The sequence below is a fragment of the Ruegeria sp. CJ3 genome (genome assembly GCF_056536725.1).
In genome coordinates this window covers 192,488-205,416 of record NZ_JBQFQE010000001.1, presented here as the reverse complement: position 1 = coordinate 205,416, position 12,929 = coordinate 192,488, and the positions used below count along the sequence as shown (strand labels likewise).

Sequence of the window (12,929 nt, the reverse complement as noted above, 5' to 3'; positions counted from 1 at the left end):
GGTTCTTGACGCGACGACCGGATGCAGCAGGAACCGCCTGCCCGTCCCGAGGTCTCGCACAACCCCTGCCGGTCGCGGATGCGGCCCGTCTTGCCCCCTGCGTAAACGCATGGGGGCCACAAAGGATAGTTATTTGTTCGACTTCGACATGCTGGGCCTCGCGCCCGCGCTCAACGACGCGCTGAAACGCGCCAATTTCACCCAACCCACCCCGATCCAGAACCAGGCGATTCCGCTGGCGCTGAACGGGCATGACATCATGGGCCTCGCCCAGACCGGCACCGGCAAGACGCTGGCCTTTGGGCTGCCGCTGATCGACCACCTGCTGGCACAGCCCGGCAAACCTGCGCCAAAGACGGCCAAGTCGCTGATCCTCGCGCCCACCCGCGAACTGGTCAACCAGATCGCCGACAGCCTGCGCAACCTGACCAAGGGCACCAAACTGCGCGTCGCGACCGTGGTCGGTGGCCAGTCGATCAACAAGCAGATCATGTTTCTGTCACGCGGCACCGACATTCTGGTCGCCACGCCGGGCCGTCTGATCGACCTGATGGATCGCAAGGCCGTTGACCTCGGCGCGGTCCGCCATCTGGTGCTGGATGAGGCTGATCAGATGCTCGACATGGGCTTCATCCACGCCCTGCGCCGCATCGCGCCGGAACTGGGCACGCCGCGCCAGACCATGCTGTTCTCGGCCACCATGCCCAAGCAGATGGAAGAGCTCAGCCGCGCCTATCTGACCAACCCGCAGCGGGTTCAGGTCTCGCCCCCCGGCAAGGCCGCCGACAAGATCACCCAGTCGATCCATTTCGTCGAAAAGCCCGCGAAACCCGCCAAACTGCGCGAGATCCTGTCGGCTGATCCCGACGCCCTGACGCTGGTCTTTTCGCGCACCAAACACGGGGCGGAAAAGCTGATGAAGGGCCTCGTCGCCGATGGCTTCAACGCCGCCTCGATCCACGGCAACAAAAGCCAGGGCCAGCGCGACCGCGCGATCAAGGCCTTCCGCGCCGGTGAGGTCACCATCCTCGTCGCCACCGATGTCGCCGCGCGCGGCATCGACATTCCCGGCGTGGCTTATGTGATCAACTATGACCTGCCCGAGGTGCCCGATAACTATGTCCACCGCATCGGCCGTACCGCCCGCGCAGGCCGCGAGGGCGAGGCCATCGCCTTCTGCTCGGCGGAAGAGGTCGATCTGCTGATTCAGATTCAAAAGTTGATGAAGATCGAAATCCCCGTGGCCAGCGGCACGCAGCCCGAGGCGATCACGCCCAAGAAAACTGCCCGCCGTCCGCAAAACCGCCGCCGCGGCCCCAAGCCCCAGAACAGCGGCGCAGCCAAACCCGCGGGCCAGAAACGCCGCCGCCCCCGTCGCCCCAAAGCGGCCTGACGGATTGGATCAGAGGGGGCTGCCCCTCTGATCAATGCACATTCGGCAGCGTCAGAGCGGTGGTCAGCATCGCCGTCGCCAGCAAGATCAAAGCGATCATGGCCCCCTCGGCCCTGATCACCCGCACCAGACCCCGCGCCGCCGTGCGGTTCCCCGCGCGCAATCGGGGCACAAAGATCAGCTTGTTCAGCGCCGCCAGCGCCAGCAGAACAGCGACCAACGCCACCTTGAGCAACAACATCTGCCCATAGCCCGTCGTCAATAGCGCCGTCAGCGATCCGGTCAGAGCATACGCCATATAGCCGCCAACCAGCAGCAGCAGCGGCACAAACACCATGGCAACCCGTCCAAACCGCTCACCCAGATCCGCCGCCTGCCCCCCGTCAAGACCAGCCGCCCGCTGATGCAACGGCAGCAGAATGCCAATCCACAGCGTTGCACAGATCAGATGAAGCAAAAGGCCATAGAACAGCATGGAACTGCCCCGGTCATATAGATGACCGATGACCGCCAGCCCCGTGATGGCACAGACCCCACCCACGATCTGCACCCCTCGGGCAAGACGCGTTTGCAACAGCCCAAGCATCAGCAGCACCAGCCCGCCGACCTGCCATCGCAGCGCAGCACCGCTTTGTGTTTGCCACAAAAGACCCAGCATCTCAGGGTCGGTCATGCCGGACAAATCCCCCGTCAGCACGCTGCCCTTCAGCGCAAACGACATCACCGCGCCCAGCATCCCCAATCCCGTCAGCCCGGCGGCCCACCGACGCGGAACCTCAAACCGGAACAGCGCCGCGCAGAATACCAGCCCGGCGCCGCCCAGCACCCCGGCATACAGCCCCCATTTGGCCAGAACCGAGGTTATGCTGACCGGATCTTCCACCCGTCACTCGACCACAAAACCAAAACTGCCGGTCTGAGGGTGCCCATCATCCCCCAACCCGCGCCATTCGATCCGATACTCACCCGAACCCGCCCCGTCGAAGGGCAGCGTGAACTCGGTCGCAAAGCCGCTTGTCGCGCTCAGGTCAATTGACCCGGACTGATCGTCATCCAACGTCCACTCCACACGGGTCAAACGAATATCCCGCGCAAAAACAAGCGCGACCTCGGCCGGAACGTCCGTAAGACCCGCACCATCAGCAGGGACCGTCCGCTCCAGCGGTGAGTGGGCAAGGGCGATGTTGGCGGTCAAAAGAAATGCTAGCACCGCTGCGATTTTACCCATCATACCAGACCCTTCTCTCGTGCTAGTGAATACCATTGGCTTGCTGAACCTCCCGAATATAGCGGACAATCATCGTCACATCGCCACGGGTCAGACCTTCGACCGGGGGCATGTCGCCAAACGGCCAATGGTGCGCTTGTACGCCATGAGCGACGGCACGCTGAAAGCTCTCATCGCCGTGATGGCCCGGCTCATAGATCTTGTGAATCAACGGCGGCGCGATCCCGTTCTGGCCTACCGCATCTACACCATGACACGCGGCGCACACCGTATCATAGGCCTTCTTTCCCAACACGGCCTGTTCAGACAGGTCCTCGGGCACCGTAATCTCGACAAGCGCCTCCCCCGCAGCCACGTCGCCCGGCCCGTCAAGGTCCGTCCCCGTCATCATCCAATATCCGACACCCAAAGCGGCAGCGACAGCAACCGTGATCACAACTATCTTCATGCGAACCTCATTCATCTTGCCACCCCCCGATAGGGTTTCCAGCAGATGGAAGGTCAAGACGATCCGACAAACCGTCCGCAGATTTCTGAGGGGTCGCGCATTGAGTAGGCGCAGAGCCCCTGTTCAAGCGTCGTCAGGACGGCAGATGCAGGTTGTACAAACCCGACAAATCACGGTCCGGCGCATGTACAAAACGAAAGAAACGGGCCGCGCGGTTCAGTTGCCTGAATTCCGCTCGGCCTCGATCTCGCGCCACTTGGCGACGTTGCGATTATGCTCTTGCAGCGTCTCGGCGAAGGCATGACCTCCGGTGCCATCGGCGACGAAGAACACGAAATTCGTATCGTCCGGTGCCACCGCAGCCTCAAGACTGGCCAGCCCCGGGTTCGCAATCGGGGTCGGCGGAAGGCCGTCGATCACATAGGTATTCCAAGGTGTTACACGGCGAAGTTCACTTCTGCGTAAGCCACGGCCCAACGTACCCTGACCCTTGGTGACACCGTAGATCACGGTCGGGTCCGTCTGCAATTTCATGCCTTGATTCAGACGGTTAACGAAAACGCTGGCCACCTGACCGCGTTCACCGGGTACACCCGTCTCTTTTTCGATGATCGAAGCTAGAATCAGCATCTCTTCGGGGCTGTTCAGGGGCAGCCCTTCCCGACGCCCCTCCCACGCGGCATTTATTCTAAGTTGCTGTTTTTGCTGCATATCCGTCAGAATTTCGTTCCGATCCGCACCGGGAGTGACCTCATAACTGTCCGGTGCCAACATCCCTTCTGCGGGCAGTTCAGCAACCTCTCCGGTCAGCAGATCCATCGCCTTCAGCGCCTCAACAACCTGCCAACTGGTCACGCCCTCGGCCAGAGAAATACGATAACGGGTATCCGCCTCACCGCGCTTTTCTCCATATATTTCAGGCGCTTCTTCGCTGACCTCGAAGGACGCAACTTCGATGAAATCCAGCGTCGCCGGGTCCAGCTCGCGCACGCGGGTCTGCAGCCGGGTCACGCCGATGCGGTATTCGATCTCAGTCCCGCAGGTGCTGGCCCCGCTGCGGGTAATCTCGTCGATGATCTGCTCCATCGACGATCCCTCGCGCACCAGAAAGCTGCCCGCTTTCAACTGCTGAGATTTATCAGTGTAATCAGAGGCTAAGCGGAAGATCAGACCGCTGCTGATCGCGCCCTGATCCTCAAGATCGCGGCTGACCCGGGTCATGTTCGAGCCCGGTTTCACCTGCAGACAGATCGCAGTTTCCAGCGGGCCGTCGGTCTTGTATTGCGACTGCCCCCACAGGACGACACCGCCCAACAGGAAAAGGCCGACCACCAGAATGGTCAGCGCATTCGACGCCAGGGCCCGCCACATTTAGTTGGCCTTTCCGAAGATCACACTAGCATTAGTGCCCCCGAAACCGAACGAGTTCGACAGGGCCACGTTGATCTCACGCTCGCGCTTGGCATTCGGGGCCAGATCGATCGGGGTTTCGACCGCCGGATTGTCCAGATTGATCGTCGGCGGCGCCACCTGATCGCGGATCGCAAGGATCGAGAAGATCGCCTCGATCGCGCCAGCGGCACCGAGCAGGTGACCCGTCGCCGATTTGGTCGAGCTCATGGTCGCGTTGCTGGCATGATCGCCCAACAAACGCTCTACCGCGCCCAGCTCAATCGTGTCCGCCATGGTCGAGGTGCCATGCGCGTTGATGTAATCCAGATCCTTCGGCTCAAGCCCTGCGCTGCGCAGCGCGGCTTTCATCGAACGCTCGGCCCCGTCGCCATCCTCTGACGGCGCGGTGATGTGGTAAGCGTCGCCCGACATGCCATAGCCCAGCACCTCGGCGTAGATCTTCGCGCCCCGCGCCTTGGCGTGTTCGTAATCCTCAAGCACCACGATGCCCGAGCCCTCGCCCATGACAAAGCCGTCACGGTCAATGTCATAAGGGCGGCTGGCCTTTTTCGGGTCGTCCGCATATTTCGTCGACAGCGCTTTGCACGAGTTGAAACCTGCAATGCCGATCTCGCAGATGCAGCCCTCGCCGCCGCCCGCGATCATGACATCCGCATCCCCGGCCCGGATGATCCGGCTTGCATCGCCAATCGCATGGGCACCGGTGGAACAGGCCGTCACGACCGAATGGTTCGGCCCCTTGAAGCCAAACCGGATCGAGACCTGACCCGAGGCCAGGTTGATCAGTGCGCCGGGAATAAAGAACGGCGATACGCGGCGCGGACCCTTGTCGCGGATCAGGTTCGCGGTTTCGGCAATCGAACCCAGGCCACCGATTCCCGAACCGATCAGTACGCCCGTGCGCAGACGGTCTTCTTCATCCTCGGGCAGCCAGTTCGCGTCCTTGCAGGCCATTTCGGCCGCAGCGATGGAATAGAGAATGAAATCCTCGATCTTACGCTGCTCTTTCGGAGGCATCCAGTCATCGGGGTTGAATGTCCCGTTGGTGCCATCCCCGCGCGGGACTTCGCAGGCGTAGGTCGTGGTGACGCCGCTTGCTTCGGCATCAAACAGCGTGATGGGGCCTGCGCCGGACTCGCCGTCCAACAGACGCGACCATGTTTCCTCGACCCCGCTGGCCAAAGGAGTGACCAATCCCAGACCGGTTACAACGACTCTGCGCATGAAAATGCCTCTTGCCTGCTTCCTGTTATGAGAACCGCTCATACCCCGGCCCGGGGTCCGGGGGCAAGGGCTACGGCGGAATCTGACCGGGCATCATATCGCTCATGAGGCGCCGCCAGCCCTGTGGGTTTGTTCGCATCCGCTCTCTGAGCTCAAAAAAAGCCCCTGCTGCAAAGCGGCAGGGGCGGATTTTCTTTGCTTTCGCAGATTTACTGAAATTCGGCGACCGGTTCGTGGGCCGAGTTTGCAACCTCCAGCGCCTCGGTCAGGTTCACGGTCTTGCGGAACAATGCACGGCCAACGATGGCACCCGAGATGTTCGAGACGTAGGCCAGACGCGAGATATCGTCGGTTGTCCGGACCACACCACTGGCGATGATCGGCGTGCGCGATTTCTCGGCCAGACCCGAGATCAGACCCAGCTGCGCCTCGACATCTTCCATGTCGCTGTCGATATCGGTGACCAGAATAGCGGCGAACGGCGTGTCCGCAAAAGCTTCGATGAACGCATCCGGCGTAAAGGCGCTCTGGCTGCGCCAGCCCTCGGTCATCACCTGCCCCTGCCAGACATCCACGGCCAATACGATCTGGTCAGGATACAGCTTGGCCAGTTCCTTGACCAACTGAGGATCCCAGGCTGCCAGCGTGCCGATCACGATTCGGCCGGCGCCCTTATTGATCCAGTATTCGACCTGCTCACGAGTACGCATACCACCGGCCAGTTGCACCGGCATTTCGGCGGACCGAATGATCTCCTCCACCAGTTCCGAGTTAGTGTCACGACCTTCGATGGCATCAAAATCGGTCAGATGCATCCATTCGGCACCGGTTGCAGACCAGCTACGCGCAGTTTCAACCGGATCCACGTGCCAGATCATCGCTTCATCCAGACGACCCTTGTCCAGCGTGACACACCGGCCGTTCTGCAACTCCATCGTGGGGTAAATCCTCATGAGCCAAGTCCTCCGCTCAATCCTTTGGCAATTCCACGATACCATAGTGTCTCAATATGCCCCATCCTTTCACAGGATCGGCACAGTAAATGCTGTTTGCGGCATCGCAGCGCTGGATGCGTTTCACGCCCGCGACGGAGGTCCATCCCGGCGAAACAGTTGAACTGCCGTGTCGTGGTATTCCGCCTCGCGCAGCAACTTGTAGCCAAGCTTTTCGGCCAACCGGCGCGAGGCCGCGTGATCGACATCGATCAGCGCAACCAGCGGACCGGGAATAACCCTGTCAAACCAGTCATGGGCGGCCTGCGCGGCCTCGTGCCCATAGCCTTGCCCCTGCATTTCCGGTGCCAGAACCCAGCCGGCCTCGGGGAAGCCGTCGAAATCCTCACCCAGCGACCGGTTGCCGTAAAAGAACCCGGCCTGCCCGATCAAAGAGCGATTCGACTGTAGCATCACGCCCCATTGCCCGAATCCGGTCATCTGCCAGTGCCCGGCATTGCGCAGAAACGAATCCCACGCCTCGCCGCGTGTTTTTGGGGTGCCGCCGATATGGCGTACGACCTCGGGGTCGCGCCAGATCTCGGCGAACCGGTTGAAATCCTCGGGTCGCATCGCACACAGGGTCAGACGCGCCGTGTTGATCATCGGGGTGGATCTTATCATGCCCTTGCCCGCTCAGAATTTTTGCCTCAGAGGTCAGAGTGCGGAGCGTAACCCCCTCAGGGCAAGTGCGAATTGCGGCAGGGCACAAAAAAACGGCGCCTCCGTTGCCCGGAAGCGCCGCTTTTGTCTCAGAACGATAAGCTTAGGAAGCTTCGCTGATGAATTTGACCGCGTCGCCAAAGGTCTGGATGGTTTCGGCTGCGTCATCAGGGATTTCGATGCCGAACTCTTCTTCGAAGGCCATTACCAGCTCAACGGTGTCCAGGCTGTCTGCACCCAGATCGTCGATGAACGAGGCGTTTTCAGCAACCTTGTCCTCTTCAACACCCAGATGCTCAACAACGATCTTCTTAACGCGATCTGCGACGTCGCTCATGTCTATTCCTCATTTCAATTTCAGGGCGATCCGCCCGGTTCTGCCCTTGCCCGATGGGGTTGGCCTTGATGTGCCCATTCGGGCGGTTTGCGTCCCGGGACCCGGGAAAGTAGAAGGCCGACCTAAACGACCGGCCTTGGATTCATGCGCCGCCTATAACACAGACAACGCGCAAGGCAAACGCTTTCGCATCTGCCCTGACTCGCGCTCACAACATGGCCATGCCGCCGTTCACATGCAAGGTGGCTCCGGTAACATAACCGGCCTCGGGGCTTGCAAGATACAGAACGGCTGCGGCAATTTCCAACGGATCGCCCATGCGCCCTGCCGGGACCTGCGTCAGGAGGCCCGACTTCTGATCGTCGGTCAGCTTGTCGGTCATGGCCGTGGTGATAAAGCCCGGTGCGACGGCATTTGCCGTAATCCCGCGGCTTGCCACCTCACAGGCTATCGATTTGGTCATCCCGACCATACCCGCCTTTGACGCCGCATAGTTCACCTGCCCCGGATTGCCCGTCGCACCCACGATGGACGATATGTTGATAATCCGCCCCCAGCGCGCCTTCATCATGCCCCGCAGCACACCCCGACACAGCATGGCGGTGGCGGTCAGGTTGACGTCGATCACGCTCTGCCATTCCTCATCGGACATGCGCATGAACAGGTTGTCGCGCGTGATGCCCGCATTGTTAACCAGAATATCGACCGACCCCATCGCCTCGGCCGCCTGTTTCGGCAGCTCAGCGACGGCCTCCATATCGCCAAGGTTGCACGGCAAAACATGCGCGCGTTCGCCCAATTCCGCAGCCAGTGCCTGCAGGGGCTCAACCCGTGTGCCCGACAAACCAACCGTCGCCCCCGCACCATGCAGCGCCCGCGCAATGTCGCCACCGATACCACCTGAGGCCCCGGTGATCAGCGCATTCTTTCCCGTCAAATCAAACATTTCAAATCCTTCCCTCACCGCCAAGCCCGGCAGTTTATCCGTTATACGCCGTCGCCGGTCACTTTTTTCACATCATCCGGCGAGCCAACCGCCTGACACGCAAGGGCGCGGTCAATCTTGCGGATCATGCCGGACAAAGCCTTGCCCGCACCAATTTCCCACGCTTCGGTCACGCCTTGCGCGACCATGTACTGAACGCTTTCGCGCCACCTCACCGAGCCTGTGACCTGTTCGACCAGCAACTGACGGATCACATCCGGGTCGGTCACCGCCTCGGCGCGCACATTCGCGACCAGCGGCACCGCGGGGGCCTTGATTTCGACGGCAGCCAAAGCCTCTGCCATCACATCGGCTGCGGGTTGCATCAGCGCGCAATGGAACGGGGCGCTAACCGGCAGCATCACCGCCCGCTTTGCGCCCTTTTCCTTTGCAATCTCGGCCGCGCGCTCCACGGCGGCCTTCGCGCCCGAGACCACGACCTGCGTCGGGTCGTTATCATTGGCGGCCTGACAGACCTCTCCTTGCGCGGCCTCTTCGGCAACTGCGCGCACAGCCTCGAGGTCCAGCCCCAGAATCGCGGCCATCGCGCCTTCGCCTACCGGCACAGCGCTTTGCATCGCCTGCCCGCGGGTGCGCAGCAGGCGCGCGGTGTCGGCAACCGACAGCGCCCCGGCAGCGGCCAGCGCGGAATACTCACCCAGCGAATGCCCTGCCACAAAAGACGCCATCGGGATCGAGGCCCCCTCCGCCTCGAGCGCGCGCATCGCCGCCATCGAAGTCGCCATCAGCGCGGGCTGCGCATTCTGCGTCAGGGTCAGATCGGCAATGTCGCCATCCCAGATCAGCGCGCTCAGCTTTTCGCCCAGGGCCTCGTCGACCTCATCAAATACGGCGCGGGCAGCGGGATATGCTTCGGCCAGAGCCTTGCCCATTCCGATGGTCTGGGCGCCCTGCCCCGGAAAAACAAACGCGCGTGTCATTGGTGCCTCTTGCGTGATGTCAGGTTGCGGCGGGGTGTAAACCGACTGACGTCGCGGCACAAGCATTGCCTGCGTTCTGCATCAGGACACCTTTGCTGTGCATTTCTCTGCCTTGTGTCCGCAGGCCATCCCTTTAACCTGTCGCCAGCGCAGCAAAAACAGAGAGCCCGCCCAATGCCCCTGACGAACACCCGCGCCAGCTATGGCGGCGTCACCAAGACGTTTCACTGGCTGACCGCCTTGCTGATCCTGACGGCGCTGCCGCTCGGCTGGTTCGCCAACGATCTAGCCCACGCGATCTACGATCCGAACATCGCCACGACCGAGGATGACATCGCCCGCGCCGCCCGCCTGTTTTCGTTGCATAAGACAGTCGGGGTTACCGTGTTCTTCGTGGCGCTGGCCCGAATCCTCTGGGCGCTGACGCAGACCAAGCCCGGCCTGCTGAACGCCGACAACAAGCCCGAGGCTTTTGCCGCCGAGACCGTGCACTGGTTGCTTTACGGCTCGCTGGTTCTGGTGCCGCTTACAGGCTGGATACACCACGCCGCCGCCGAAGGCTTTGCCCCGATCCTGTGGCCCTTTGGCCAGAACCTGCCTCTGGTGCCGAAATCCGCAGCCGTTGCCGAGTTCACCGCCAGCCTGCACTGGCTGTTCGTCTGGATACTGGGCGGATCGCTTATCCTGCACATCATGGGCGCGCTGAAACACCATGTCGTCGACAAGGACAGCACCCTGCGCCGGATGCTGCCCGGGGACGCGCATGCCCCCGAGCCTCCCGCGCAGCATCACTCGGCCGTCCCCGCGGTCGCGGCGCTGGCAGTCTGGGTGGCGGTATTGGGCGGCGGCTGGTCTATCGGCATCTTCTCGCACCATTCGGACGCGGCCACCGACACCGCCGAACTGACCGAGGTGCAATCAGACTGGCAGGTTCAGGACGGATCGCTGTCGATCACCATCACCCAGCTGGGCAGCCCCGTCACCGGCAGCTTTGCCGACTGGACCGCCGCGATTGCGTTTGACGAACCCGCAGAGCCCGGGCTGGCGGGGTCGGCGGATGTGACCATCGCTATCGGCTCGCTCAGCCTCGGCACCGTTGCGGAACAGGCAATGAGTGCGGATTTCTTCGACAACACCCAGTTTCCAACCGCGCAGTTCAAAGCGGATCTTTTCAAGACTGAAACCGGGTACGAGGCGCGTGGGCCGCTGACCATCAAGGGTACAGCGCTGGACATCGTGCTGCCGTTTACGCTTGAGGTCGAAGGCAACACCGCCCGCGCGGCGGGGTCGGTCGACCTGAACCGGCTGGATTTCAACGTCGGCACATCCCAACCCAAAGAGGATTCGCTGGGTTTTGCCGTCACGGTCGCCATCGACCTCACCGCGACCCGCGGCGAATAAAAAACCGCCGGAGGGGATGCCTCCGGCGGTCTGACTTACCTGCCGGCGATGCCTTAGTCGGCTTTCTGCGCCTCGACCGAGATACGCACTTCGACCTCATCACCAACAAACGGGGCGAACTGGCCCAGATCGAAATCGCTGCGCACCAGCGTGGTGGTGGCGTCAAAACCGGCCCAGGGCTTGCCCGCCATCGGGTGCTCGCCCACTTGGTTCAGCTTGGCATCCAGAACCACCGACTTGGTGACGCCGTTCATGGTCAGATCGCCGGTGATGTTGGCGGTGTTCTCGCCCGTCACCTCGATACCGGTCGAGGTGAAGGTGACCAGATCGCCCTCGGCTGCGCCAAAGAAATCCTCGGTCATGAAGTGATCTTCGCGCGGCTTCCAGCCTGTGATCATCTCGATCACCGGCATCGAAACATTCACGCTTGAGGCGGCGGGATCTTCCTGATCGAACAGGATTTCGCCCTCAAAACCCGAGAACATGCCGGTGGTGGTCGAAAAACCAAGGTGGTTATAGCTGAAGATGACCTGGCTGTGGCTAGGGTCCAGAACGTATTTTTCGGCGCTGGCAAAGGCTGTGGTCGCCGAAACGGCCAGTGCCGCAGCAAGAAGGGTGGATTTCATAACAATCTCCGCAATGTTGGTGTTGCAAACCGGGTGGGTTGCTCATCAACAAAAATGTGCCGCCCAAGGGCGGCACACAAGTTTTTTTGATTCACAAACTCTGTTCCTTTTTGAACAGAATAGAATTCAGGCGAAAATTGTTACGTTTTGGCTAAGTTGACCTTTCAGCGCTGAGCCGACATCCGCCGATTCCAGCGGCAGCTTCATCAGCAGGCTGCCGTCGACGTCAAACAGTTCGACCTGATCATCGGCAAACCGCGCGCCGCCCAGCGACTCGTAGCTGCGGCGCAGAACCGTTTGCGGGCGACCATTTTCGTTCTTCTGCAGAATGCGGACCTCGCGGCGGATGGGATCGAAATAGGCATCTGGACGGGCATCCATCACATCGATGGTCAGCAGGCTGACACCAACAATCAGGAACATCAGAGACGCCACCAGCTTGATCGGCCAGACCTCGGCGCCCATGACCGATCCGGGCATCAGCCACATCGAGAAGGCGGACAGGATCACAAACGCCCCAAGAACGCGCAGCAGCACCATCCGGGCGCGCCAGTTCGGAGCGAAGGTAATCAGAACCGGAACGGATTTTTCAAAGATCGCGGCGGGCGCTGCTTTTTCAAAAGTATTTGTATTCATGACGGCCATTGTCCTGCCCTGTCTGTGGTTTTCCAAATGCCCGGGTGTCGCCGGGGTTGAGAACAACCTCGGCTTGAAAAGCGTCAGGAATTGGGCGCGCCAGTGGAAATTGGGCGACTTCACAGGGGCATATGTGGCAGGGCTTGCCCCGCCGTCATAAACGTGTATACGGGGCCATCCTTCGCAAGAGTTATGAATCGCGCAGCCTCTCGTGGCAGGGTCGCGAAGGACCATATGGCCCCGCCTTTGAAATGCGCCTTGATATAAACAGGAGTGCACATGCCACTGTATGAGCATGTAATGATCGCGCGTCAGGATCTGTCCAACGCGCAGGCAGAAAGCCTTGTCGAACATTTCGGCACCGTTCTGGCTGACAACGGCGGCAACGTCGTCGACAGCGAGTACTGGGGCGTCAAGACGATGGCTTACAAAATCAACAAAAACCGCAAGGGTCACTATTCCTTCCTGAAGACCGACGCCCCCGCTGGCGCCGTTCAGGAAATGGAGCGCCTGATGCGCCTGCATGAAGACGTCATGCGCGTTCTGACCATCAAGGTCGACGAGCATGCCGAGGGCCCCTCGGTCCAGATGCAGAAGCGCGATGAGCGCGAAGGCCGCCGCGAGCGCCGTTGATCAACGCCT

Annotated in this window: 15 protein-coding genes; 3 read left to right on the top strand and 12 right to left on the bottom strand. The window is 61.2% G+C overall.

From position 1 onward, the window contains the following. Positions 1–133: 133 nt before the first annotated feature. The gene (locus ACR0J1_RS01015) at positions 134–1,393 is read left to right on the top strand and encodes a DEAD/DEAH box helicase (protein ID WP_480730103.1); all 1,260 of its coding nucleotides are present in this window, start codon (positions 134–136) and stop codon (positions 1,391–1,393) included. Positions 1,394–1,424: 31 nt separating this feature from the next. Here ACR0J1_RS01015 and ACR0J1_RS01010 read toward each other — a convergent pair whose 3' ends face one another. From ACR0J1_RS01010 to fabD, 10 genes are all read right to left on the bottom strand, one after another. Continuing rightward, a complete protein-coding gene (locus ACR0J1_RS01010; RefSeq protein ID WP_480730105.1) occupies positions 1,425–2,276 on the bottom strand; it encodes a CopD family protein in 852 nt (283 codons plus the stop codon). 3 nt (positions 2,277–2,279) lie between these two features. After that, positions 2,280–2,624, bottom strand: coding sequence for a copper resistance CopC family protein (locus ACR0J1_RS01005; RefSeq protein ID WP_480734482.1), 345 nt, complete (start codon positions 2,622–2,624; stop codon positions 2,280–2,282). Positions 2,625–2,643: 19 nt separating this feature from the next. After that, positions 2,644–3,069: a c-type cytochrome gene (locus ACR0J1_RS01000; protein ID WP_480730109.1), complete on the bottom strand. Its 426-nt coding sequence runs from the start codon at positions 3,067–3,069 to the stop codon at positions 2,644–2,646. A gap of 216 nt (positions 3,070–3,285) precedes the next feature. Then, positions 3,286–4,440 carry an endolytic transglycosylase MltG gene (gene mltG, locus ACR0J1_RS00995; protein ID WP_480730111.1) on the bottom strand — a complete coding sequence of 385 codons (1,155 nt, stop codon included), beginning with the start codon at positions 4,438–4,440 and terminating at the stop codon, positions 3,286–3,288. After that, positions 4,441–5,706 carry a beta-ketoacyl-ACP synthase II gene (gene fabF / locus ACR0J1_RS00990; protein WP_480730113.1) on the bottom strand — a complete coding sequence of 422 codons (1,266 nt, stop codon included), beginning with the start codon at positions 5,704–5,706 and terminating at the stop codon, positions 4,441–4,443. Between the two features lie 209 nt (positions 5,707–5,915). Further along, positions 5,916–6,659 carry a 1-(5-phosphoribosyl)-5-[(5-phosphoribosylamino)methylideneamino]imidazole-4-carboxamide isomerase gene (locus tag ACR0J1_RS00985; protein WP_480730115.1) on the bottom strand — a complete coding sequence of 248 codons (744 nt, stop codon included), beginning with the start codon at positions 6,657–6,659 and terminating at the stop codon, positions 5,916–5,918. A 123-nt stretch (positions 6,660–6,782) separates the two neighbouring features. Then, the gene (locus ACR0J1_RS00980) at positions 6,783–7,322 is read right to left on the bottom strand and encodes a GNAT family N-acetyltransferase (RefSeq protein ID WP_480730116.1); all 540 of its coding nucleotides are present in this window, start codon (positions 7,320–7,322) and stop codon (positions 6,783–6,785) included. Between the two features lie 142 nt (positions 7,323–7,464). Further along, positions 7,465–7,698, bottom strand: a complete 234-nt coding sequence (locus tag ACR0J1_RS00975) for an acyl carrier protein (protein ID WP_008756330.1) — start codon at positions 7,696–7,698, stop codon at positions 7,465–7,467. Positions 7,699–7,906: 208 nt separating this feature from the next. After that, complete coding sequence (gene fabG, locus ACR0J1_RS00970) at positions 7,907–8,644, bottom strand: 3-oxoacyl-[acyl-carrier-protein] reductase (protein ID WP_480730118.1); 738 nt, start codon at positions 8,642–8,644, stop codon at positions 7,907–7,909. A 41-nt stretch (positions 8,645–8,685) separates the two neighbouring features. Next, positions 8,686–9,624: an ACP S-malonyltransferase gene (gene fabD, locus ACR0J1_RS00965; RefSeq protein ID WP_480730120.1), complete on the bottom strand. Its 939-nt coding sequence runs from the start codon at positions 9,622–9,624 to the stop codon at positions 8,686–8,688. Positions 9,625–9,798: 174 nt separating this feature from the next. Here fabD and ACR0J1_RS00960 point away from each other — a divergent pair, with 174 nt between their 5' ends. Beyond that, a complete protein-coding gene (locus ACR0J1_RS00960) occupies positions 9,799–11,025 on the top strand; it encodes a cytochrome b/b6 domain-containing protein (RefSeq protein WP_480730122.1) in 1,227 nt (408 codons plus the stop codon). A 53-nt stretch (positions 11,026–11,078) separates the two neighbouring features. On the opposite strand, the gene ACR0J1_RS00955 is transcribed toward ACR0J1_RS00960, so the two are convergent. Continuing rightward, complete coding sequence (locus ACR0J1_RS00955; protein WP_480528743.1) at positions 11,079–11,651, bottom strand: YceI family protein; 573 nt, start codon at positions 11,649–11,651, stop codon at positions 11,079–11,081. A 126-nt stretch (positions 11,652–11,777) separates the two neighbouring features. Then, positions 11,778–12,287 carry a hypothetical protein gene (locus tag ACR0J1_RS00950; protein ID WP_480730124.1) on the bottom strand — a complete coding sequence of 170 codons (510 nt, stop codon included), beginning with the start codon at positions 12,285–12,287 and terminating at the stop codon, positions 11,778–11,780. A 279-nt stretch (positions 12,288–12,566) separates the two neighbouring features. Between ACR0J1_RS00950 and rpsF the strand changes: the two genes are divergently transcribed. Continuing rightward, the gene (gene rpsF, locus ACR0J1_RS00945; RefSeq protein ID WP_039529890.1) at positions 12,567–12,920 is read left to right on the top strand and encodes a 30S ribosomal protein S6; all 354 of its coding nucleotides are present in this window, start codon (positions 12,567–12,569) and stop codon (positions 12,918–12,920) included. The last annotated feature ends 9 nt before the right edge of the window (positions 12,921–12,929 follow it).

Excerpts from the sequence above, each read along its gene's own strand:
- ACR0J1_RS01005 (WP_480734482.1), bottom strand. The coding sequence starts at position 2,624 with ATGATGGGTAAAATCGCAGCGGTGCTAGCATTTCTTTTGACCGCCAAC.
- ACR0J1_RS01000 (WP_480730109.1), bottom strand. The coding sequence starts at position 3,069 with ATGAAGATAGTTGTGATCACGGTTGCTGTCGCTGCCGCTTTGGGTGTC.
- mltG (WP_480730111.1), bottom strand. The coding sequence starts at position 4,440 with ATGTGGCGGGCCCTGGCGTCGAATGCGCTGACCATTCTGGTGGTCGGC.
- fabF (WP_480730113.1), bottom strand. The coding sequence starts at position 5,706 with ATGCGCAGAGTCGTTGTAACCGGTCTGGGATTGGTCACTCCTTTGGCC.
- ACR0J1_RS00985 (WP_480730115.1), bottom strand. The coding sequence starts at position 6,659 with ATGAGGATTTACCCCACGATGGAGTTGCAGAACGGCCGGTGTGTCACG.
- ACR0J1_RS00980 (WP_480730116.1), bottom strand. The coding sequence starts at position 7,322 with ATGATAAGATCCACCCCGATGATCAACACGGCGCGTCTGACCCTGTGT.
- ACR0J1_RS00975 (WP_008756330.1), bottom strand. The coding sequence starts at position 7,698 with ATGAGCGACGTCGCAGATCGCGTTAAGAAGATCGTTGTTGAGCATCTG.
- fabG (WP_480730118.1), bottom strand. The coding sequence starts at position 8,644 with ATGTTTGATTTGACGGGAAAGAATGCGCTGATCACCGGGGCCTCAGGT.
- fabD (WP_480730120.1), bottom strand. The coding sequence starts at position 9,624 with ATGACACGCGCGTTTGTTTTTCCGGGGCAGGGCGCCCAGACCATCGGA.
- ACR0J1_RS00960 (WP_480730122.1), top strand. The coding sequence starts at position 9,799 with ATGCCCCTGACGAACACCCGCGCCAGCTATGGCGGCGTCACCAAGACG.
- ACR0J1_RS00955 (WP_480528743.1), bottom strand. The coding sequence starts at position 11,651 with ATGAAATCCACCCTTCTTGCTGCGGCACTGGCCGTTTCGGCGACCACA.
- ACR0J1_RS00950 (WP_480730124.1), bottom strand. The coding sequence starts at position 12,287 with ATGAATACAAATACTTTTGAAAAAGCAGCGCCCGCCGCGATCTTTGAA.
- rpsF (WP_039529890.1), top strand. The coding sequence starts at position 12,567 with ATGCCACTGTATGAGCATGTAATGATCGCGCGTCAGGATCTGTCCAAC.